Source organism: Polynucleobacter necessarius (genome assembly GCF_900095205.1).
Classification (GTDB): Bacteria; Pseudomonadota; Gammaproteobacteria; order Burkholderiales; family Burkholderiaceae; genus Polynucleobacter; species Polynucleobacter necessarius_E.
On the sequence record NZ_LT606951.1, the window covers coordinates 1,075,877 to 1,093,911 of the forward strand.

At 44.1% G+C, this 18,035-nt stretch carries 20 protein-coding genes, 1 tRNA gene and 5 pseudogenes; 14 read left to right on the forward strand and 12 right to left on the reverse strand.

What is annotated here, in order from left to right:
- The first annotated feature begins 67 nt into the window (after positions 1-67).
- From DXE37_RS05940 to thiE, 3 genes and pseudogenes are all read left to right on the forward strand, one after another.
- Positions 68-874: pseudogene (locus DXE37_RS05940) on the forward strand (thiazole synthase).
- A 29-nt stretch (positions 875-903) separates the two neighbouring features.
- Entirely contained in the window at positions 904-1,152 is a 249-nt protein-coding gene (locus DXE37_RS11460; protein WP_197713120.1) for a hypothetical protein, read from the forward strand.
- Between the two features lie 51 nt (positions 1,153-1,203).
- Positions 1,204-1,830: a thiamine phosphate synthase gene (thiE, locus tag DXE37_RS05945; protein ID WP_197713121.1), complete on the forward strand. Its 627-nt coding sequence runs from the start codon at positions 1,204-1,206 to the stop codon at positions 1,828-1,830.
- Between the two features lie 11 nt (positions 1,831-1,841).
- On the opposite strand, the gene DXE37_RS14000 is transcribed toward thiE, so the two are convergent.
- Positions 1,842-2,273, reverse strand: coding sequence for a bifunctional hydroxymethylpyrimidine kinase/phosphomethylpyrimidine kinase (locus DXE37_RS14000; RefSeq protein WP_331852123.1), 432 nt, complete (start codon positions 2,271-2,273; stop codon positions 1,842-1,844).
- Positions 2,248-2,718, reverse strand: a complete 471-nt coding sequence (locus DXE37_RS14005) for a bifunctional hydroxymethylpyrimidine kinase/phosphomethylpyrimidine kinase (protein ID WP_331852124.1) — start codon at positions 2,716-2,718, stop codon at positions 2,248-2,250. The genes DXE37_RS14000 and DXE37_RS14005 overlap by 26 nt, the downstream gene beginning before the upstream one ends.
- Before the next feature lie 21 nt (positions 2,719-2,739).
- Between DXE37_RS14005 and DXE37_RS05955 the strand changes: the two genes are divergently transcribed.
- Positions 2,740-2,815, forward strand: a tRNA-Asn gene (locus tag DXE37_RS05955).
- Between the two features lie 72 nt (positions 2,816-2,887).
- On the opposite strand, the gene DXE37_RS13530 is transcribed toward DXE37_RS05955, so the two are convergent.
- Both DXE37_RS13530 and DXE37_RS05960 read right to left on the reverse strand, forming a co-directional pair.
- Positions 2,888-3,043 carry a DUF2252 family protein gene (locus tag DXE37_RS13530; protein WP_197713122.1) on the reverse strand — a complete coding sequence of 52 codons (156 nt, stop codon included), beginning with the start codon at positions 3,041-3,043 and terminating at the stop codon, positions 2,888-2,890.
- Positions 3,040-4,065 (reverse strand): DUF2252 domain-containing protein, encoded by a 1,026-nt coding sequence (locus DXE37_RS05960; RefSeq protein WP_269460298.1) that lies wholly within the window; start codon positions 4,063-4,065, stop codon positions 3,040-3,042. The genes DXE37_RS13530 and DXE37_RS05960 overlap by 4 nt, the downstream gene beginning before the upstream one ends.
- Positions 4,066-4,625: 560 nt before the next feature.
- On the opposite strand from DXE37_RS05960, the gene DXE37_RS05965 reads away from it, so the two are divergent.
- The 5 genes and pseudogenes from DXE37_RS05965 (at position 4,626) to DXE37_RS05985 (ending at position 9,680) form a co-directional block, all read left to right on the forward strand.
- Positions 4,626-4,937: an EF-hand domain-containing protein gene (locus tag DXE37_RS05965; RefSeq protein ID WP_114636884.1), complete on the forward strand. Its 312-nt coding sequence runs from the start codon at positions 4,626-4,628 to the stop codon at positions 4,935-4,937.
- A 167-nt stretch (positions 4,938-5,104) separates the two neighbouring features.
- Positions 5,105-6,409 (forward strand): peptidase U32 family protein, encoded by a 1,305-nt coding sequence (locus DXE37_RS05970; protein WP_114637552.1) that lies wholly within the window; start codon positions 5,105-5,107, stop codon positions 6,407-6,409.
- Positions 6,410-6,615: 206 nt separating this feature from the next.
- Complete coding sequence (locus DXE37_RS12605; RefSeq protein WP_231971190.1) at positions 6,616-6,963, forward strand: hypothetical protein; 348 nt, start codon at positions 6,616-6,618, stop codon at positions 6,961-6,963.
- A gap of 226 nt (positions 6,964-7,189) precedes the next feature.
- On the forward strand, positions 7,190-7,576 hold the full coding sequence (locus DXE37_RS11475) for a transporter (protein ID WP_197713125.1): 387 nt from the start codon (positions 7,190-7,192) through the stop codon (positions 7,574-7,576).
- A 359-nt stretch (positions 7,577-7,935) separates the two neighbouring features.
- A pseudogene (locus DXE37_RS05985) lies at positions 7,936-9,680 on the forward strand (IlvD/Edd family dehydratase).
- Positions 9,681-9,691: 11 nt separating this feature from the next.
- Here DXE37_RS05985 and DXE37_RS05990 read toward each other — a convergent pair.
- Positions 9,692-11,362, reverse strand: a pseudogene (locus DXE37_RS05990) (AMP-binding protein).
- 291 nt (positions 11,363-11,653) lie between these two features.
- Between DXE37_RS05990 and DXE37_RS05995 the strand changes: the two are divergent.
- Together DXE37_RS05995 and DXE37_RS06000 are read left to right on the forward strand one after the other, a co-directional pair.
- Positions 11,654-11,926, forward strand: coding sequence for a DUF2147 domain-containing protein (locus tag DXE37_RS05995; protein WP_114636885.1), 273 nt, complete (start codon positions 11,654-11,656; stop codon positions 11,924-11,926).
- Positions 11,927-11,931: 5 nt separating this feature from the next.
- Positions 11,932-12,114 carry a DUF2147 domain-containing protein gene (locus DXE37_RS06000; RefSeq protein ID WP_162786208.1) on the forward strand — a complete coding sequence of 61 codons (183 nt, stop codon included), beginning with the start codon at positions 11,932-11,934 and terminating at the stop codon, positions 12,112-12,114.
- A gap of 1 nt (position 12,115) precedes the next feature.
- Here DXE37_RS06000 and DXE37_RS12610 read toward each other — a convergent pair whose 3' ends face one another.
- Complete coding sequence (locus DXE37_RS12610) at positions 12,116-12,295, reverse strand: phosphorylase family protein (RefSeq protein ID WP_269460299.1); 180 nt, start codon at positions 12,293-12,295, stop codon at positions 12,116-12,118.
- 9 nt (positions 12,296-12,304) lie between these two features.
- Positions 12,305-12,676 (reverse strand): phosphorylase family protein, encoded by a 372-nt coding sequence (locus DXE37_RS06005; RefSeq protein ID WP_231971191.1) that lies wholly within the window; start codon positions 12,674-12,676, stop codon positions 12,305-12,307.
- A gap of 11 nt (positions 12,677-12,687) precedes the next feature.
- On the opposite strand from DXE37_RS06005, the gene DXE37_RS06010 reads away from it, so the two are divergent.
- Positions 12,688-13,206 (forward strand): adenine phosphoribosyltransferase, encoded by a 519-nt coding sequence (locus DXE37_RS06010; RefSeq protein ID WP_114636887.1) that lies wholly within the window; start codon positions 12,688-12,690, stop codon positions 13,204-13,206.
- A gap of 11 nt (positions 13,207-13,217) precedes the next feature.
- Here the strand turns inward: DXE37_RS06010 and DXE37_RS06015 are convergent, their stop codons facing one another.
- Genes DXE37_RS06015 through DXE37_RS06035 form a run of 5 tightly spaced genes read right to left on the reverse strand, consistent with a single transcriptional unit; the run spans position 13,218 to position 15,046 of the window.
- A complete protein-coding gene (locus DXE37_RS06015) occupies positions 13,218-13,499 on the reverse strand; it encodes a YqjK family protein (RefSeq protein ID WP_114636888.1) in 282 nt (93 codons plus the stop codon).
- Positions 13,496-13,864, reverse strand: coding sequence for a phage holin family protein (locus DXE37_RS06020; protein ID WP_114636889.1), 369 nt, complete (start codon positions 13,862-13,864; stop codon positions 13,496-13,498). The genes DXE37_RS06015 and DXE37_RS06020 overlap by 4 nt, the downstream gene beginning before the upstream one ends.
- A gap of 6 nt (positions 13,865-13,870) precedes the next feature.
- Entirely contained in the window at positions 13,871-14,212 is a 342-nt protein-coding gene (locus tag DXE37_RS06025; RefSeq protein WP_114636890.1) for an ElaB/YgaM/YqjD family protein, read from the reverse strand.
- Between the two features lie 12 nt (positions 14,213-14,224).
- On the reverse strand, positions 14,225-14,725 hold the full coding sequence (locus DXE37_RS06030; RefSeq protein ID WP_114636891.1) for a Smr/MutS family protein: 501 nt from the start codon (positions 14,723-14,725) through the stop codon (positions 14,225-14,227).
- A 21-nt stretch (positions 14,726-14,746) separates the two neighbouring features.
- Positions 14,747-15,046, reverse strand: a complete 300-nt coding sequence (locus DXE37_RS06035; protein WP_114636892.1) for a hypothetical protein — start codon at positions 15,044-15,046, stop codon at positions 14,747-14,749.
- 402 nt (positions 15,047-15,448) lie between these two features.
- Between DXE37_RS06035 and DXE37_RS06045 the strand changes: the two are divergent.
- Positions 15,449-16,442 (forward strand): annotated as a pseudogene (locus DXE37_RS06045) (tripartite tricarboxylate transporter substrate binding protein).
- A gap of 47 nt (positions 16,443-16,489) precedes the next feature.
- Positions 16,490-17,990: pseudogene (locus DXE37_RS06050) on the forward strand (class I adenylate-forming enzyme family protein).
- Positions 17,991-18,035: the final 45 nt, after the last annotated feature.

Here is an 18,035-nt window from a genome sequence, read left to right on the forward strand (position 1 = left end):
TGAATGAGAATGATCAGATTGAAATTATTGCTCCCGTTACCAGCGGTTGAGATAAAGATAAATAGAAATGAACGCACCTCTTCCTAACAAACTCAACAACGCAGATACGCTGGTGTTATATGGCGAGAGCTTTGCAAGTCGATTGCTGTTAGGGACGTCACGTTACCCATCACCTTAAGTCCTAGAGAATGCAGTACAGGTAGCCAACCCCGGGATGATTACGGTGAACCTGCGTCGTCAAGGCAGCTCTACTGTCGATGCCCACAGCGGTTTTTGGGATTTACTCAAAAAGATGGCAGTACCCGTTTTACCCAATACAGCTGGATGTCATAGCCCCCAAGAGGTCATCGCTACGGCACAAATGGCACGTGAAGTATTTGAATCAGAGACTGGATCAAGCTAGAGCTGATCGGTGATGACTACACCTTACAACCAGATGTCTTGCGCTTGGTTCAAACAGCTGAGATCTTGATCAAAGATGGCTTTAAAGTTTTACCCTATTGCACCGAGGATTTAATTTTGTGTCAACGGCTTGTGGATGTTGGCTGCCACAAGCGGTTATGCCGTGGGCGGCGCCTATAGGCACTGGTCAAGGTCCATTAAATCCCTATGCCATGAAATTATTGCGTGATCGCCTTCAAGTTCCACTCTTGGTAGATGCCGGCTTAGGGCTGCCACCACATGCTTGCACTGTCATGGAGTGGGGGTTTGATGGTGTATCTTAAATACTGCTGTAGCACTCGCAGAGGATCCAGTCATCATGGCTAAAGCATTTGCTATGGTGGTGGATGCTGGTCGTTCCGCTTATTTATCTGGCGCCATGAAGCCTCAAGAATCTGCTCAAGCAAGCACTCCTTTTTGGTACCAATCGTAGTGTTGCTCTAAGTTAAGCACACTGAGCACATGAGCCTAATACGTGACCTAGCCGATCAAATTGTTACTGCCCATCGCAACGAGGATTTATGCATCCCCATGCCGATATTTAGCCTGAACTCACCGCCGCCGCAAATAGACAATGAAACTGCGGTAGACCATTACGAATTAGCTGGTGCTTTAGCCAGTATCGAGATGGGCTTTATTGAATCGGATGCAAGAGTATTGGGCAAACCTTGGTCCCGAATGACTTTGCAAGATGGGGCTTTAATCCATTAAAGCGGCCGAGGCCGGCCCGAGCATTTTGATCTATTGCCCTGGACTCGGAATATGAATCCCAATGCGTTTGCTGAGTGCCCTAAGCGCTTAGGCTTGTATGGCGTGATGCCCGATGCTGATTGGGTCAAACGTATGGTCGAGGCAGAGATTCCAACCGTACAACTACGATTTAAATCTGAAGATAAAGCCAAAATCAGAAAACAAATTAAAGAATCCGTTGCGGCAGTAAAAGACAGCAAGATCTTACTCTTTATTAATGATTATTGGCGAGAAGCCATTGATGCAGGCGCTTATGGCGTGCATTTAGGTCAAGAGGATATGGAGCTTGCAGATCTTGATGAAATTCGGTCAGCAGGTCTAAGACTTGGACTCAGTACTCATGGCTATGCAGAACTTGCGTATGCCGATCGCTTTTGCCCAAGCTGCATTGCAATGGGCGCTGTTTTTCCAACGAACCTAAAGAAGATGCCAACTGCACCACAAGGTCTGGGGCGTCTGTATCAATATGCAAAGCTCATGAGTCACTATCCCTTGGTGGCAATTGGTGGCATTGACCAGGACAGCATACATGCAGTTTCAAAAAGTGGTGTTGGCTCAGTGGCTGTTGTAAGAACAATTACACAAGCCAAAGATCCGCATGCAGCCGTTAAACATCTGCAAGAATTAATGCAGGCTTAAGACGACTAGTGTTAGTCTTTTTCGTCAAGCAAGGCAGTTGGATAAAAGTCATGCATATGCCATAAAGGTCTCGGACCTGAACCAATGCTTAGAAAGCGACCAGCTTCCAACCCAGCTTCGACATAAGCAATTGCCTTTGCAACAGAATGAGCAAGATCATGACCATCTGCGAGATAGGTAGCTATTGCTGATGCCAAAGAATAGCCAGTGCCATGCGCGTTCACAGTGTTGACGCGATAGTGCTTAAATTCTTTTGACTGAACGATCTCAAGACCATCTTCAATACTGCGCCACATGAGGTAATCAGTAATTTGAGTATGCGTACTATCTAGGTGACCACCTTTAATCAACACTGCCTGCGGCCCCATCTCTAGTAATTCTTCTGCAACCAATTTAAAGTCATTTGGACCCGCAATGTCACGCCCAAGAAGCAAGGGTCTCATCTAAATTTGGCGTAATCAGCGATGCCATTTGAAATAATTCTGAAATCATGGCTTGGGCAGTATCGTCACCCCCCAAGCTCGCGCCCGAGGTAGCACGCAATACAGGGTCAAGAACGATACATTTTACACCGTGGCGGCGCAGGGATTTAGCAACTATTCGAACGATTTCTGGATTTGCGAGCATCCCAATTTTGACAATATCCACCCCGATATCGATCAAAACAGCGTCAATCTGGGCCTCAACAATATCCAAATCAACGTCCTGAATACGCGTCACACCCAAGGTACTTTGAGCAATTATCGCCATAATCACGGACATGCCGTAGCCACCCAAGGCTGTAACAACCTTGAGATCAGCTTGTAGCCCAGCCCCACCGCCACTATCTGACCCAGCAATAATCAGTACTTTGGGGATCTGCACAGAAGTGGGAAGAAGTGATTTCATCTTGCTATAATATCGGCTTATTCCTCGATAGCTCAGTCGGTAGAGCGCCGGACTGTTAATCCGTAGGTCCCTGGTTCGAGCCCAGGTCGAGGAGCCAAATAAGTAGAAGCCTTCAGAGTTAATAGCCCTGAAGGCTTTTTACTTTCCAGCACTCAGCTCGCCAATCAACCTATAAATCTGTTTGAGAAATAGCTTTGATACTGCCTTTTCGAACAGCCTCTAGTAATTGCTTATAGTCTTTTTCATTTTGTTTGGCATATTCCACAGCAAATCGACTAACAGCCTCATCAAATACGCCTGATTTACCAAGGTATCCAGAAATCATGGCCCCGCATTACCCGACTTCGCATGAGATCGGGCTAAGGCTTGCCCGCAATACTTAGCGTAGTTCTTGAGCCTTAGGGGCGTTACCTCATCAAATGTAAAAGATACCTTCATATCTCGCAATTGACGTACATAAAAGTCTCTACCTTTAGGCCCCCTTGCCCAACCCAAAAATATATCGGAAGAAAATTGAGTTAAGCGTTGTCCAAATACGACGCGCTGACCATGCTTCTCATAATTACTCTTGCCTGCATAGGGCTCGAGCACGGATGGGCGAGCCTCTTTAACTTGCAGTAACAGCGGCTCATCATTGCTCGTCATAAATAGAGCTACAAAGCAACGTGCTCCAACACTACCAATACCCTCCACTTTTACAGCGATATCCTCCAACTGGTAGCGATCCATTAAGATTTTGCGGTCGTCGCGCAAGAACTCCCGATAATCCGATATTACCTGCTTTGCTTGCGCCTCGAAATCTTCATTCTGATGGAATATCAAGGGGAGCTGATCAATTAATCTCTTTTTTCCATCGACCTCTGTTGTGATTTTAGGAAATAAGTATTCAGCCACCCTGCTTTCGGCACGCTTGATTAATTCCTCTCGATACAGTTTTGCCTTCTTGGTGGGCGCTTTCTGAGCAAATTTAGCTAAATCCAATTGCTTATACCAAAGCTCTAATGGACTTAACTTTGAGTACTTACGAAGATTCTCGCGATAAGAACGTACACATGCTTTAGCAACAAGGCGCGCAACTTCAGTATCAATTTGGTTATCTTGTCCAGCGACCACAAAGCTTGTTGCTAAACGCTTAACATCCCACTCCCAAGGGGCGGGTAAGGTTTCATCAAAATCATTAATATCAAAAACTAATTTTCTTTCTGGTGTTGCATAGGCGCCAAAATTTAATAAATGGCAATCTCCACAAGCCTGAACATATAGGTCGGTATTTAGCGTCCTTGATAAATCGTCCGCCATCAGCACAGCAGAACCCCTTAATAAATGGACTGACCAACATGCGTCCATAACGAATGGGAATTAGATCTAATAGCCGATCCTCATTTGATTTTTCTAAAATTAAATTCGAGCTAAAGCCCTTAAGGCGTGACTTAACTAGCTGATGCGCTTCTAATGGGTGGGTTTTTCGTAAACTCTTACCAATCGCCATGCTAAACGCACGAGTCAGGATTGCATCATTAGATTTTTTTGGTTGTTTCATCGTTCGATTTTTGCATTTAAACGAAAAAATGTCATATCAGCAGCATATTAATGCTAGATTCTGCCCGTTTCCCTGCATCTAAATACACTGCATTCAATTGAGGTAGTCAGCCAAAATCAGGGGGCTTTGCCTATCTATCTTTATAAATATTGCGCTGCACCACCACTTAACTCCTGCAGCCTGATCAGGTATAGTTTGGGAAGCAAGATCAAGCCCACTAAAAATTTACAAAACTTTTATTTTTATTGGGTCATTATTAATACATTAGGAGACCTCATAGCGGAGCCAATCAATTTCATCGTTGCAGCAGCAGTTTTGATTCCCGCCCGTTGGATACGCCCAAACAACCGCTCCTAGAATCACCTCTTTGTCAAAGCTTGATCCAAACAATGATAAGAAAATAACTAAAGAGGAAGCCCTTAAAGCTGGTATGCCTCAAGCTGTTTTTATAAAAATTGATAAAGATAAAAACGGGGAAATTAGTATCACCGAGCTAGATGTCTATAGATCACAAAACAATTCCATTGCGCCCTTAGATAGCGATAAAGACCAAAAAATTAGCAAAGCAGAGGCAATTAAAGCTGGCATGACCGAGCAAGAATTCACCATCTTAGATAAAGATAACAACGGCTACATTACCCAAGCTGAATGGGATTCTGGTTATTGGATCATCTGGTAAATCTTTCAAGCCTTTCTCAATTTTTTAGAATCCCCATATCTCAAGCAGAATGGGGATTTTATTTTAGGCAAAAGGCTCAAAATCTCATTTCTGCCCTAGATATATGCCGATTTAGCGATCAAAGCATCGAAAAGCAAATTAGCCTAAAGCACACTAAAATGGAGGCTATGACTAAAATTCCTGAACTTTTGGCGCCTGCCGGCAACCTCAACATGCTTCGCGCCGCTTTTGACTTCGGTGCGGATGCTATTTATGCCGGACAACCTCGTTATTCCCTACGGGTTCGCAATAATGACTTTGGCAAGATAGAAGTTCTCAAGCAAGGAATTGATATCGCCCATGATATGGGTAAAAAGTTTTATTTGGTTTCTAATTTATTGCCCCATGGTGCAAAAACACGCACCTATATCAAAGATATGTCATCAGTTGTTGCGCTCGGACCAGATGCTCTCATCATGTCCGACCCTGGTCTCATCATGATGGCGCGTGAAGCTTGGCCTGATATACCAATTCATTTATCGGTTCAAGCAAATACTGTTAACGGCGCTTCTGCAAAGTTTTGGCACTCGGTTGGCATTAGCCGCGTCATTTTATCTCGCGAACTTTCTTTTGATGAAATTGAAGAGGTTCGTCAAGATTGTCCAGAGATGGAGCTAGAAGTGTTTGTTCATGGCGCACTTTGTATTGCGTATTCGGGGCGATGCTTATTGTCAGGCTATATGTCTCACCGCGACTCCAACCAAGGTGCTTGTACTAATGCCTGTCGCTGGGATTACAAAGTAAAACCTGGACAACAAAATACTAGTGGTGATGTTGTTCTTCTTCAAGAAGCGCGCCGACCTGATGATCTCATGCCTATGGAAGAAGATGAGCATGGCACATACATCATGAACTCAAAAGATCTCAGAGCCATTGAGCATATTGAGCGCCTTACTAAGATGGGGGTCGACTCTTTTAAGATAGAGGGAAGAACCAAATCACCTTATTACGTATCACGAACTGTTCAAGCCTACCGATCTGCGATCAATGATGCCGTACAAGGGAAGCCTTTTAATACCACCCTGCTCGGGAATTTAGAGGGATTGGCGAATCGTGGTTATACCGATGGCTTTTATGAGCGTCATCACGATAAAGAGTACCAACTGTATATGCGCGGACACTCGCTTTCTGGTAGAAGTCTTTATGTTGGAGAAACATTGGACATTGATTCCGCTACCGGTCGTGTGAAGGTGGACGTCAAGAACCGATTCTCAGTTGGCGACAGGCTTGAAATTATTGAACCCCATGGTAATCAAGACTTAGTGCTTGAAAAAATGTGGAATATGAGTGATAAACTTATTGACGTAGCCCCAGGATCGGGTCACTTTGTCTGGCTAGAGCTGCCCCTCAAAAGCAAGCATGCGTTTATTGCACGATATACCCAAGATCCAGCAAAAGCAGAAGAAAGCGCCTGTTCTTCTTGCGGCGAATAAACATTCAAACCCATTACACGATCGACTTAATGACCAATAACCCAACACATCCGGAAGCTCTCAGTCTAAAGCAAAAGTTTAAAGAAGAGATGAAGAAAGCGTTTTCACTAACGCTCTACTTTGGTGTGTGATTCTGCTCCATTACATTCTTTGCGGCCACTGCGCTTGATGAGCGCCCCTTCCCTCTATCTTTATTTGGTTTTGCTTTGATTAAAGCGGGCATTTCAGCAAAATTCCTATTAATTACGCAGGCAGCCTATCCTATTAAAGTAAACAAAAAGCATGGGATAGTTCGCTCTCTATTTCTTGAGTCGCTAGTTTATATTTTGGTGGTGCTAGCTTTGAACTATCTGGAAGCTGATTTACATGGTCTTATTAATGGCAAAGAATTTATCGCCTCCATGGGCTCATTTGGTCAATCCGACCCATTGCGCGTCTTTGCCATGGGGATCCTATATTGGCTGATAGTGTGGCCTTATTTAATTTTCATAGGCGTCAATATTGCCCTAGGTAACACTGCCACACTTGCAATCCTATTTGGTTCCAAAAAATAATTGTTCTACGTGAAAATTTTTTGGCTTTGCTTGCTGGGACTTCTTAGTCATCAAGCATATGGCCAGGAAATTGAAGCTCGCGCTTATTCCAATGCACCCATCGGCTTTAATTTTTTAACTGGTGGAATCGCCAACGCAAATAGCGGCCTCATATCATTTAACCTCAGAATCACTGAGTTTTACCCGTATTATCGATGTCGCTGGGCAGTCTGGAAGGGTATCTGTTTTGTTACCTTATTCCGAGCTCTCAACCACTAAAAACTTGGGGCTACAAAATCTCAATGCTTCTGCTGAGGGTTTATCGGATCCTGTGATCAAGTTTTCTGCCAATCTATATGGCGCTCCTGCACTTTCTGAAGAGGAATTTAAACTCTACAAGCAGGATCTGATTATTGGAGCCGGTGTCGCAGCTTCAATTCCTTGGGGCAAATACAACAACGAACAAATAGTCAATGTAGGTGGCAATCGTTCATTAATCAAGCCCGGTATAGGGGCATCCCAAGCCATTGGCGCCTGGCGCTTAGAGTTTGCCGGAATGGCGACGATCGTATACCAAGAATACGAGCTTTATGGGCAACAACACCCTTTCGCAAAACCCAATCTATTCGACTGAAGGTCATGCCATTTACTACTTTCAAAATAGCGCCTGGATTTCTGCTGATGCCACCTATTACATGGGAGGACAAGCATTTACCGATAGTGTAGCAAATAATAGTACTGAGGAAAATTGGCGATTTGTCAGCACCTTGTCTTATCCAGTTAATAAACAAAATGCTATTCGCTTAACTGGCAGCAAGGGAGTCTACTCTCGCACCAATAATAGCTATGATGCTATAACTCTTTCCTGGCAGTATCGACGATGGGGTGGCGGACTCTAGGTAGATAGGCTATTCCGTAGATACGATGGACTTAAAGCCGTTTTACTAATTCATTTGTACAGCGCAAGAACAATCAAAAAGACACGAGACATACATGAGCAATAAACCAAAAAAAGACCCCACAGAAAGCGGTTTGCGAAAAGGCTTGACTAGCTATGGTGATAAAGGATTCTCTTTATTTTTGCGCAAAGCATTTATTATAGGTGCCGGATATACCAATAGCGCTCTTGATCGCCCTGTCATAGGCATTATTAATACTGGTAGTGCATACAACCCCTGTCATGGCAATATGCCGCAATTGCTTGAAGCAGTAAAACGTGGCGTGATGCTCGCGGGTGGCTTGCCAATGGAATTTCCCACCATTTCAATACATGAGAGTTTTGCCGCACCAACCAGCATGTACTTGCGCAACCTAATGTCGATGGACACAGAAGAGATGTTGCGCGCACAACCGATGGATGCAGTGGTCATGATTGGTGGTTGCGATAAAACAGTGCCAGCACAAATGATGGGCGCCGCTTCAGCAGGCTTACCAGCCATACAGCTAATTACCGGCTCGATGTTGACCGAATCTCATCGTAATGAGCGTGTTGGTGCGTGCACTGACTGCCGTCGTTACTGGGGCAAATTTCGTGCGGGCGAGATTGATGAAATTGAAAAAGACGAGGTTAACGATCAACTAGTAGCCAGTGTTGGCACTTGTTCAGTAATGGGTACAGCTAGCACTATGGCCTGCATCTCTGAAGCGCTTGGCATGTGACAGTGCCTGGTGGGGCTACACCTCCAGCAGTTAACGGCAGATCGCATACAGTATTGCAGAAGAAACTGATACTTGTGCAGTCAAGATGGCTAAAGAAGGTTTAACAATTAATAAGGCGTTAACAGCCGATGCCTTTGAGAACGCTATGCGAGTTTTGCTCGCGATTGATGGCTCGACCCATTGTGCATTTAGCGGCTATTGCTGGTCGTATGGGCTTAGAGATTGACTTAAACGCCCTCGATAAAATGGGTGATGAGACACCCGTATTGGTAGATTTAAAGCCATCTGGAGATCACTACATGGAAAACTTTCATGATGCAGGTGGTATGACCACTCTGTTGCACGAACTAAAGCCCTTATTAAAGCTCAATGCAATGACTGTCAGCGGCAAGAACGCTTGGCGAAGAAATTGAGGCTGCTCCACCGAGTTTTCAGCAAGATGTGGTGCGCCCATTTGATAGGCCAATTTATCCACGCGACAGTATTGCAGTTTTACATGGCAATCTAGCTCCCGGTGGCGCCATTATTAAGCAATCAGCTACCAATGAAAAACTGATGGAACATGAAGGTCGTGCCGTTGTTTTTGAAGATGCGGCTGATTTAGCCAATCGTATTGATAGCCCAGATTTGGATGTCACCGCCGAAGATATTTTGGTTCTCAAGAATATAGGGCCTAAAGGTGCCCCAGGTATGCCAGAAGCTGGCTATATCCCAATTCCTATGAAACTAGCCCGGCGCCGGAGTCAAAGATATCGTGCGCATCTCGGATGGACGCATGAGTGGTACCGCCTTTGGGACGATTGTGTTGCACGTTACTCCAGAGTCCGCTATTGGGGGGCCATTGGCGCAAGTACGTAATGGTGATCGTATTCGTTTGAGCGTAAAGAATCGTGAAATTAGTTTATTAATTTCCGATGAAGAACTGGTTCAACGCATGAAAGACAATCCAATTACTTCACCTACGGCTGAGCGCGGCTATAAGAAGCTTTTCTTGGATACCGTTACACAAGCAAGATCAAGGTGTAGACTTTGATTTCCTAAGGGCCGCGAAAATGGTTGGTAAAACACCGCGTTCTTAGAATATCTTCGCTCAAAGATTTCTGAGCTCTCGACGCAATATTTTCCCGACATTGGATTTAGGCAAGTCGTCTACAAAAATCACTTTTCTTGGGCGCTTATAGCTAGTGAGATGCTCCTTGGAATGCTGAAGGACTGCAGCTTCGGTAATGTGGTGATTTGATCTCACAACATAGACCTTAACTATTTCATCCAATTTGCGATGAGGCGCACCAATGACAGCGCATTCTTGTATTCCTGGCATTTGCACTAAAACATCTTCTACATCATTTGGAAATACCTTAAATCCTGCCACTACGATCATATCTTTTTTACGATCCACAATTTGAATAAAGCCTTCAGACGTAATTAACCCAATATCACCAGATTTGAAGTAGCCATCAGCCGTCATGCAATGACTGGTTTCCTCAGGTTTATTCCAGTACCCCGCCATCACTTGTGGGCCTTTAATACAAATCTCTCCTGCCATGCCATTAGGCAACTCTACTTCGTCATCATCCAAAATCACGACATCTGTTCCAGGAACGGGCGAACCAATATGGCCTGTAAAGCGCCTCTCCAAAGGACTGTTGACACAAACTACCGGTGAAGTTTCTGAGAGGCCATAACCTTGAGCAATCGGCACTCCTGTAAGCGCCTGCCAATGGTCTGCGGTTTTTTATGAACAGCCACCCCCCACCAATGGTGACTAATAAATTAGGGAGTCTCACTTGCTTAAATTTTGGGTGATGAATTAAAGCGTGAAACAAGGTGTTCACCCCAGGAAAAATATTGATTTTTGGATGCTTCATCAGCATTTTGATAAAATCAGCGATGTCTCTTGGATTAGCGACCAAGATTAATAATCCGCCTTTAGCAATTCCAAGGAATGCGCATGCGGTCAGAGCAAATATATGCGTTAGAGGCAAGGCGCATAAAAAAACTAGTTGTTCATTAGGCTGTCGTTTTAAGCCAGGATTAAGCCAAGCTTCTATTTGAGCAATATTCGAAAGAATATTACGATGCAACAAGACTGCACCTTTTGAAATGCCAGTAGTTCCTCCTGTGTACTGCAAAAAAGCGATGTCATCGAGACCAATTTCGGGCCGTTGAAAAACAGATCCTCTACCAATCTGAAGCGCCTCTTTAAAAGCAATATGCTGGAAACTCCATGGTGCAATCATTTTCTTAATATTGTGCGCTACCCAATTGACGATTAAACCCTTTACACTAAGAAGTTCACCTGGGCTACTGACAATCACCTGCTTCATATTTGGCAAGCTAGGTATCTGCTGGTAGATCGCCGCAAAATTTTCCATCACAACCAAGACTGAAGCGGCGCTATCACGCAATTGATCCTCTAATTCACGCGCAGTATAAAGAGGGTTGATATTGACCACAACATAACCAGCGCGCAACACCCAGATCATAGCTACAACATACTCAATCACATTTGGATACATCAATGCAATGCGTGCACCCTTCTCCAAATACAAGGTCTGAAGATAACTAGCAAAGTCTTGAGAGAGTCTTCAAGATCACGATATGAGAAAAACTTCCCCATGGACTCTACAGCTTTGCGATTGCCAAAACGACTAAAACATTCCTCTAGAAACTGAGACAAAGAAGAATTGGGCAAAACGCCAATATCATGAGCTACACCGTCAGGATAGTTTTTCAACCAAGGTTTAGTTGGATTAACCATAAGATAGCCTCGGTCTCGCTTTCTTATCATTTATAACTAGATTTATAAATCTAAAAGCTAATTCTAAACACTGCATAGGATTAAATCTAAAGTGATGCTCCCTTTGGCTCTTTAGCCATTTAGCCTTGTTTTTGGACAATGAATTAATTGGATATATTTATCTAGCCTACTATCCCTGGGGGTAAGCAGTATTTAATAGTGGAGATTTTCCGTTTTGGCGCCAATAAAGCATAATTTAAGCCACCAAAACCTCAAGACAGAGATTTCGGATATTCATATATTGAGGGGCATATGCTTACCAAATACTCGATTACATTTCTTTCAGCCTTCCTTTTACTCTTCGCTGGAAATGTTTTTGCCCAATCTTCAGATCCGGCAATTGGTGTTTGGAAAACGATTGATGACAAAACAAACGAAGCCGCTTCATTAATCAAAATTGAACAAGTGAATGGTGCGCTTGAGGGAACGATTGTTAAAACATTTCAAAAACCAAATGAAAAGCCACTGGTGTACTGCAACCTATGCAAAGATGAGCGTAAAGATAAGCCCCCATCATTGGAATGAAAATTATGACCGAACTCAAGCGTGATAAGCTAGGCACTTGGTCAGACGGTAAAATTCTAGATCCAGAAGAAGGTGAAGTTTATCGAGTCAAAATCGTTACTGAAGATGGCAAAAAAATGGATGTTCGTGGCTATATCGACGTTCCATTGCTTGGTAGGACTCAGGTTTGGCACAAAGTCGAACAATAGCTTAGGTTCGAAGAATTTCAGTAATCTTTTGTAGGAACAGCTCCTGTCCATGATGGACCTTGGATTGCCAATCAGCTCCTGAGCTCTCATTGGCATCGTCGGTAATGTATTTAAATGAGTGCCAAGGAATTTGATACTCATGAGCAACTGCCGCAATGGCAAATAATTCCATGTCAACCACATCCACTCCTTAACTCTGAAGCCAGGGATCTTGGGCTGTTACAAAACTATCGCCAGAACCACATATGAATTTTCCACTGGACAGATGCTCCGTTGGACGAATGCAGAATAGTGTACTACCTCGAGGCGCCAATGGTTCCGCATCCATATCGCGCTGAATGACTCTGCCAATCTCTAAGAGGCCATCTACTTCTGGGTTTATTTTTCCAGCAGCACCAAAGTTCAGTATTAGCCTTGGGCTGAATTGATGAATCGCTTTTAAGGATGTTACTGCTGCATTGATTTTGCCAATCCCCGAATACACTATCTCTGCCCCACTAGGCACAGTCTCTCGCTTGAGCTCGGACTCTAATGCGGTAATAATGAGTAGTTCAGTTTTCATAATGGTTGGCCATGAATTTATTAGATTATCTACCCGGAGCTCCGGATTTTCCAAAACCAGGCATTCTCTTTAGGGATATCTCTCCTTTATTAGCCAATCCAGCAGCCTTTAAAGAGGCAATTCACCAGCTTGATGAATTAGCCCAGCAGTTTGATTACACCCATATTGTGGGTATTGAGTCACGTGGCTTTATCTTTGGCTCCGCTCTAGCTCATCATTCACATAAAGGATTGGCCCTAGCCAGAAAGCCCAATAAACTTCCTTTAGCCAGTCGCCGCGAGGCCTACGGACTGGAATACGGTAGCAATGCTTTGGAAATTCAAGAATCTACCCTACCTAAAGCCGCTAGAGTTTTACTCCTAGATGATGTTTTAGCAACCGGCGGGACCTTAATTGCTGCTGATAAGTTGCTACGCAGTGCAGGCTTTGAAGTGTGTGGCGCCATCACTCTGTTGGAAATTACCTTTCTAAATGGCAATCAACTACTCAGTAAAAACAATCTTAGCCATCAATCTGTATTGAAAAGCTAGATGCTGAATTTCTATACCAACTTTTTAGCCGTCTTCAAAATCTTCATGGCGCCCCAACCTACCGCCAGTGCTTTACTAGCAAGTTTTGGCTTGTAATGCGCTAGCGCTGCAAATGCGCTACTCCAAAGGATGGGGTTATTTTTAAGAAAATGTATTGCATCTATTCCCTTATCTGCCCAAGATAGTGGTTTTTCCCATGCTTCAAAGTGTTCTGCAAATTCCTGCCTCTCTTTGCGCGACTGGGTCTGCAGCTCGTGACGATGGGCTTCTAGGGCTTTTAACTTGACGCTCATTTAGAAAGTGCCTCGCGATCTTTGCTTAACTCTGCTATTGAAGCTTCAAATAATTTAGGCATATTGCGAAGAGATTGGGCAATGAGAAAGGCAAAAATCAAACCGATAGATAAAAATGCTGCGGTTAATAAACCTAGAGCAAGCATTCGATCAGCCTCCCAGCTATAGATCACAATTAGAAGGGCCAGCATGACTAAACCAAAAAATAAAAAGAATAAGGCGCTAACGATCATCACCAGCAGACTGATAAATTTGGCTCTAGCAATTTGCACATCAATCGATAGTAATTCCAAACGCGTTTGTGCAATCGACGCTCCCGTTGAAGCAAGGCCTTTAATAGAGGAAAGTAAATTTTCTTGTGACATGATGACTTAGCGACGCCCAATAAATAGGCCAATGAGCAATCCTAAGCCTGCAGCTACGCCAACCGCCTCCCAGGGATTACGATGAACAAAATCATCTGCGCCTTCTGCAGCTACCTTTGCTTTATCTAATACCTTACCCTCGACGCTTGAGAGACTTTCTTTGGCGCCAGCCAATGACTCAAGAGCCTTGTTGCGAATAGAACTAATTGCATCACCAGGATGATCTTCCGTAGCCTTAATTAAAGCCTCGGCATCCGCCATCAAAGACTTGAATTCTCCAATGAGTTGTTCTGCGCCGGCTGGCTTGTCTAGATGCATTTCCGAATGATCCAATTTCTTAGTGGTCATAAAGATTAACTCCTAATTGATAAAGCGCTTATTAATGTGTATGCCTATTCTAAGCACTTCTAACATGAGTGCGCCCAGCAATAAGAAGGTAATGCCAGCATTACCTTCTTTAAAACGCCTAAGGTATCGCTTTAATCCTGGACGTCTCCTCAACAAGACATGGTAGGCCTCGCTGCCAAAAGCTACATCTTCACCAAAATGATATTCATCCACACGATCTGAATAACAATTATTTTCAAGCGCATCATGTATAGCCCATTTGATCCGTCCACCCTCACCCCTAGAGCCATAGCCATGAACCACAATGACTGCCTTGATACCTAATTCCAGGGACTTACGTAAATAATCAGTAAGACGTTCTAAGGCCTCCTCCACATAAGGCCCATCTTGCTTAATATTGAACTCGACTGTATCAGTACCTAAAATAGGTAAATTTTCAGAACCGCAATGCGGGCACTGATTAAACAGTAGCCGCGGATTTCCACAATCAGGACACTCAGCTTGTTGTGTCACTTGATTTCAATAGCCAGAAGTTTATGAACAATATTTTCCCTCTAAACTGCCTGCGTCAAGGGTTTTATCGTCCACCATTAAATTCAATGTCTTTTGAGCAAGATCACGGTTTTCTGGAGTCTTCAGGCTTGCATTAATCAATGTGGAGACATCCTTACGAATAGATGTATTCCCATAACGTAAGCTCTTCAAAGTGGATACAGCTTCAGCTGACAACTTACATTGCTGATTGATCAATTCAGAAGAATCTGACACTTGAGTATTTGCATACGCAAACGCAGCAACAGATATTGATACAGCTGCTAATAGAGTCTTTTTCATCTTAGCTCCTTATTTTGTGACCACATGTTGGACAACAACCCACCTCCTTAGCCCTCGTCTTTCTGAGGGCTGCATATACGCTGGATTCTGAAATCTCCATCTTTCTTGCAGCTTGAGCTGCGGTCATACCCTTCCCCACCCATTCCAAGGCTTGATGTGTTTTTGGTATCTGTCTCTTCATTTCATCTCCCAGTCTCATTACTATACATCAGAAGTTGTGAAGTTTAGTTACATGGGTATTTATACCTAGTTAATTGAATATTTGGCTTATGCGTGAATGGGAATTCAGGGAGGGGTCACAAAGAACCGGAATGGGCTTTTTGATGTTATAAATACTGAATAAATAAAGAATTGAGCGCGAAAAAGAACTTCGCTGAGCTCTCTACAAATTGAAGGAGATACATGTCTTTACATTTCACAGCCAAAAAAGGTTTGATAAGCCTTTTTGCCGCCCTAATTACTTCAGCGTCAATTTCCGCGAATGCACAAACCACTGCTACGTGGCTCACCAAGCCAATCAAGATCATTGTTGGCTATTCTGCTGGAGACGCCACTGATGTATTAACACGGCTTATTTCTGTGAACATAAGTAGCACATTGGGTCAATCTATTGTTGTTGAAAATCGCCCTGGTGCTAACAGCAACGTGGAAGCAGAGATCGTAGCCCGCTCGCCCGCTGATGGCTATACCCTGTATGCATTTTTTATTGCTAACACTATTAACGCGAGTCTTTATCCCAAGCTTAGTTATGACCCCATCAAAGATTTTGAACCTATAGGCATGATTGCAAAAATTCCGAATATTTTGGTTGTTAATCCAAGTATTCCCATGAAGACGGTTGCTGAATATGTACGTTATGCCAAAGATTCAAAGGACGGCGTAACCTTTGCCTCCTCAGGTAGCGGCTCATCCATCCACCTCTCTGGTGAAATGTTTAAGATGCAATCCAAAGTTTAAATGCTGCATATCCCTTGCAAGGGGAGCACCCCAGCAGTAACTGACTTACTGGTGGACAAGTAGAGTCAATATTTGATAATGCACCCTCAGCGCTGCCACATATCCAGAGCGGAAAACTTCGCCCTATCGCTATTACGGGCGCTCAACGTTCACCTTATCTTCCAGATATCCCCACTATTGCAGAATCAGGCTATCCTGGTTTTGACGTACAGTCATGGTTCGCACTCGTTGCTCCAGCCGGGGGACCCCAAAACTGATCATCAAACAACTAAATACTGCTTTGAATAAGGCTCTGAACTCCCCTGAAGTTCGCCAACGCCTTCAAGAGCTGGCTGCCACCCCTGAGCCAGGAACCCCAGAAAAGATGGCTGCATTTGAGGCTGCCGAAGTAAAACGTTGGCGTGAGGTGGTTAAAGAATCAGGCGCTAAGGCTGAATAGTTTCATTTCTCGCTTCAAATAATCAGCTTAACTAAAAGTTAACTTATATGTTTCCTATTGATTTTTTCTGGAGGGCTGTTCAGCGCTGGCCTGATCGCATTGCGATTGGATACACCAAGCGACCCCATTCACTACGCCACTCTAGCAAATCGAGTTAGAGTGCTTGCCACTGGTCTGGCAGCGCTTGACCCCAATCTTCAGAGTCGAGTGGCTATTTGTGCAGGCAATAGCGCTGATCACATTACTGCATTGTTAGCCATCTTAGCTTGTGGCAAGGTGTGGATTCCCCTCAATCCCAAGAGTACTCATCCTGAAATTCAGCGAATTATCAATGTTACCGAACCCACAATTGTGATTTTGGACAAAGCGAATCAGGAATTACTCAAAGGCGCTCCAGGTGCTTGGATTTATACGGGGGCTGATTCTGATGCGGCAGCGCGCAGTATGGATGACATCATCCACTTATATGAAGATACCACCAACCCACATTTGAATTGCCTTTAGATGCCATTCAAGCGATTAAATTTACTGGAGGCACCACAGACCCAAAGGCGTCATGCAACCCTATCGTGCATGAATGGCCAATATCAGTAACCAGATACATGTTTTGGGGTTTGATGAGCATGAGCGGTATGTTGTCGCGGCACCTATCATGGGACATCTACTTATATCGTTCCCATATTGGCTCAGGGTGGATGTCATGTCATTCTAGATGACGCTGGTGCGGAAGTAGTCGGAAATGCCTTTCGCGAACGCCGTGGCACCGTCTGTTTTATGCCGCCCACCTTGGTGTACATGCTCATGGCATTACCTAATGCATCAAGAGAAGATTTTCCAAAATTACGCAGACTGATTTATAGTGGTGCTCCAATGCCTCCAGAGCAGGTCCGCAAGGTACGTGATTTCTTTGGGCCGGTCTTAGGCACTACCTACGGCCAAACTGAAGCCCCACAAATTTTGACAGCAATGCAACCTGAAGACTTTGATGATCCAAACAACTGGGCGTCAGTTGGCAGGCCTACTTGGTTTAGCGATGTAGCGATCATGTCGCCTGAGGGCAAAATTCTACCTAGCGGTGAAATCGGCGAAGTCGTTGCTCGCGGTGATTTACTGATGAATGGGTATTGGCGCTTACCAGAAAAGACGACTGAAACCATCATTGATGGCTGGCTACATACTGGCGATCGCGGCTTAATTGATGCGCGAGGGTTTCTGTATCTCAAGAACCGTCTAAAGGATATTGTCATTACTGGTGGCTTCAATGTATATCCGGTGGATGTTGAAAATGCACTCAGTCAGCATCCTGCAGTTCATGAATGTCTTGTGTTTGAATTACCAGATGAGAAATGGGGTGAAACTGTGCAGGCTGCAGTGCAACTGCATCCAGGACAGAATATAGAGGAAGCAGAACTCATTGCGTTTGTTCGCAATCTTTTAGGACCAGTACAAACTCCTAAACATATTCATTTCTATAAAAGCTTGCCCCGCTCTAATGTCGGCAAACTACTAAAGAGCGCAGTTATTGAACAACTGCATAAATCCATTTAGATTTAATTTGGAACTGTAAAAAAATGACTGCTAAAAAACACCTGT

Coding starts and splice junctions, on each gene's coding strand:
- DXE37_RS11460 (WP_197713120.1), top strand. CDS start 904: ATGAGCCTAATACGTGACCTAGCCGATCAAATTGTTACTGCCCATCGC.
- thiE (WP_197713121.1), top strand. CDS start 1,204: ATGAATCCCAATGCGTTTGCTGAGTGCCCTAAGCGCTTAGGCTTGTAT.
- DXE37_RS14000 (WP_331852123.1), bottom strand. CDS start 2,273: ATGAGACCCTTGCTTCTTGGGCGTGACATTGCGGGTCCAAATGACTTT.
- DXE37_RS14005 (WP_331852124.1), bottom strand. CDS start 2,718: ATGAAATCACTTCTTCCCACTTCTGTGCAGATCCCCAAAGTACTGATT.
- DXE37_RS13530 (WP_197713122.1), bottom strand. CDS start 3,043: ATGATTTCTGGATACCTTGGTAAATCAGGCGTATTTGATGAGGCTGTT.
- DXE37_RS05960 (WP_269460298.1), bottom strand. CDS start 4,065: ATGGACGCATGTTGGTCAGTCCATTTATTAAGGGGTTCTGCTGTGCTG.
- DXE37_RS05970 (WP_114637552.1), top strand. CDS start 5,105: ATGACTAAAATTCCTGAACTTTTGGCGCCTGCCGGCAACCTCAACATG.
- DXE37_RS05995 (WP_114636885.1), top strand. CDS start 11,654: ATGCTTACCAAATACTCGATTACATTTCTTTCAGCCTTCCTTTTACTC.
- DXE37_RS06000 (WP_162786208.1), top strand. CDS start 11,932: ATGACCGAACTCAAGCGTGATAAGCTAGGCACTTGGTCAGACGGTAAA.
- DXE37_RS06005 (WP_231971191.1), bottom strand. CDS start 12,676: ATGAAAACTGAACTACTCATTATTACCGCATTAGAGTCCGAGCTCAAG.
- DXE37_RS06010 (WP_114636887.1), top strand. CDS start 12,688: ATGAATTTATTAGATTATCTACCCGGAGCTCCGGATTTTCCAAAACCA.
- DXE37_RS06015 (WP_114636888.1), bottom strand. CDS start 13,499: ATGAGCGTCAAGTTAAAAGCCCTAGAAGCCCATCGTCACGAGCTGCAG.
- DXE37_RS06020 (WP_114636889.1), bottom strand. CDS start 13,864: ATGTCACAAGAAAATTTACTTTCCTCTATTAAAGGCCTTGCTTCAACG.
- DXE37_RS06025 (WP_114636890.1), bottom strand. CDS start 14,212: ATGACCACTAAGAAATTGGATCATTCGGAAATGCATCTAGACAAGCCA.
- DXE37_RS06035 (WP_114636892.1), bottom strand. CDS start 15,046: ATGAAAAAGACTCTATTAGCAGCTGTATCAATATCTGTTGCTGCGTTT.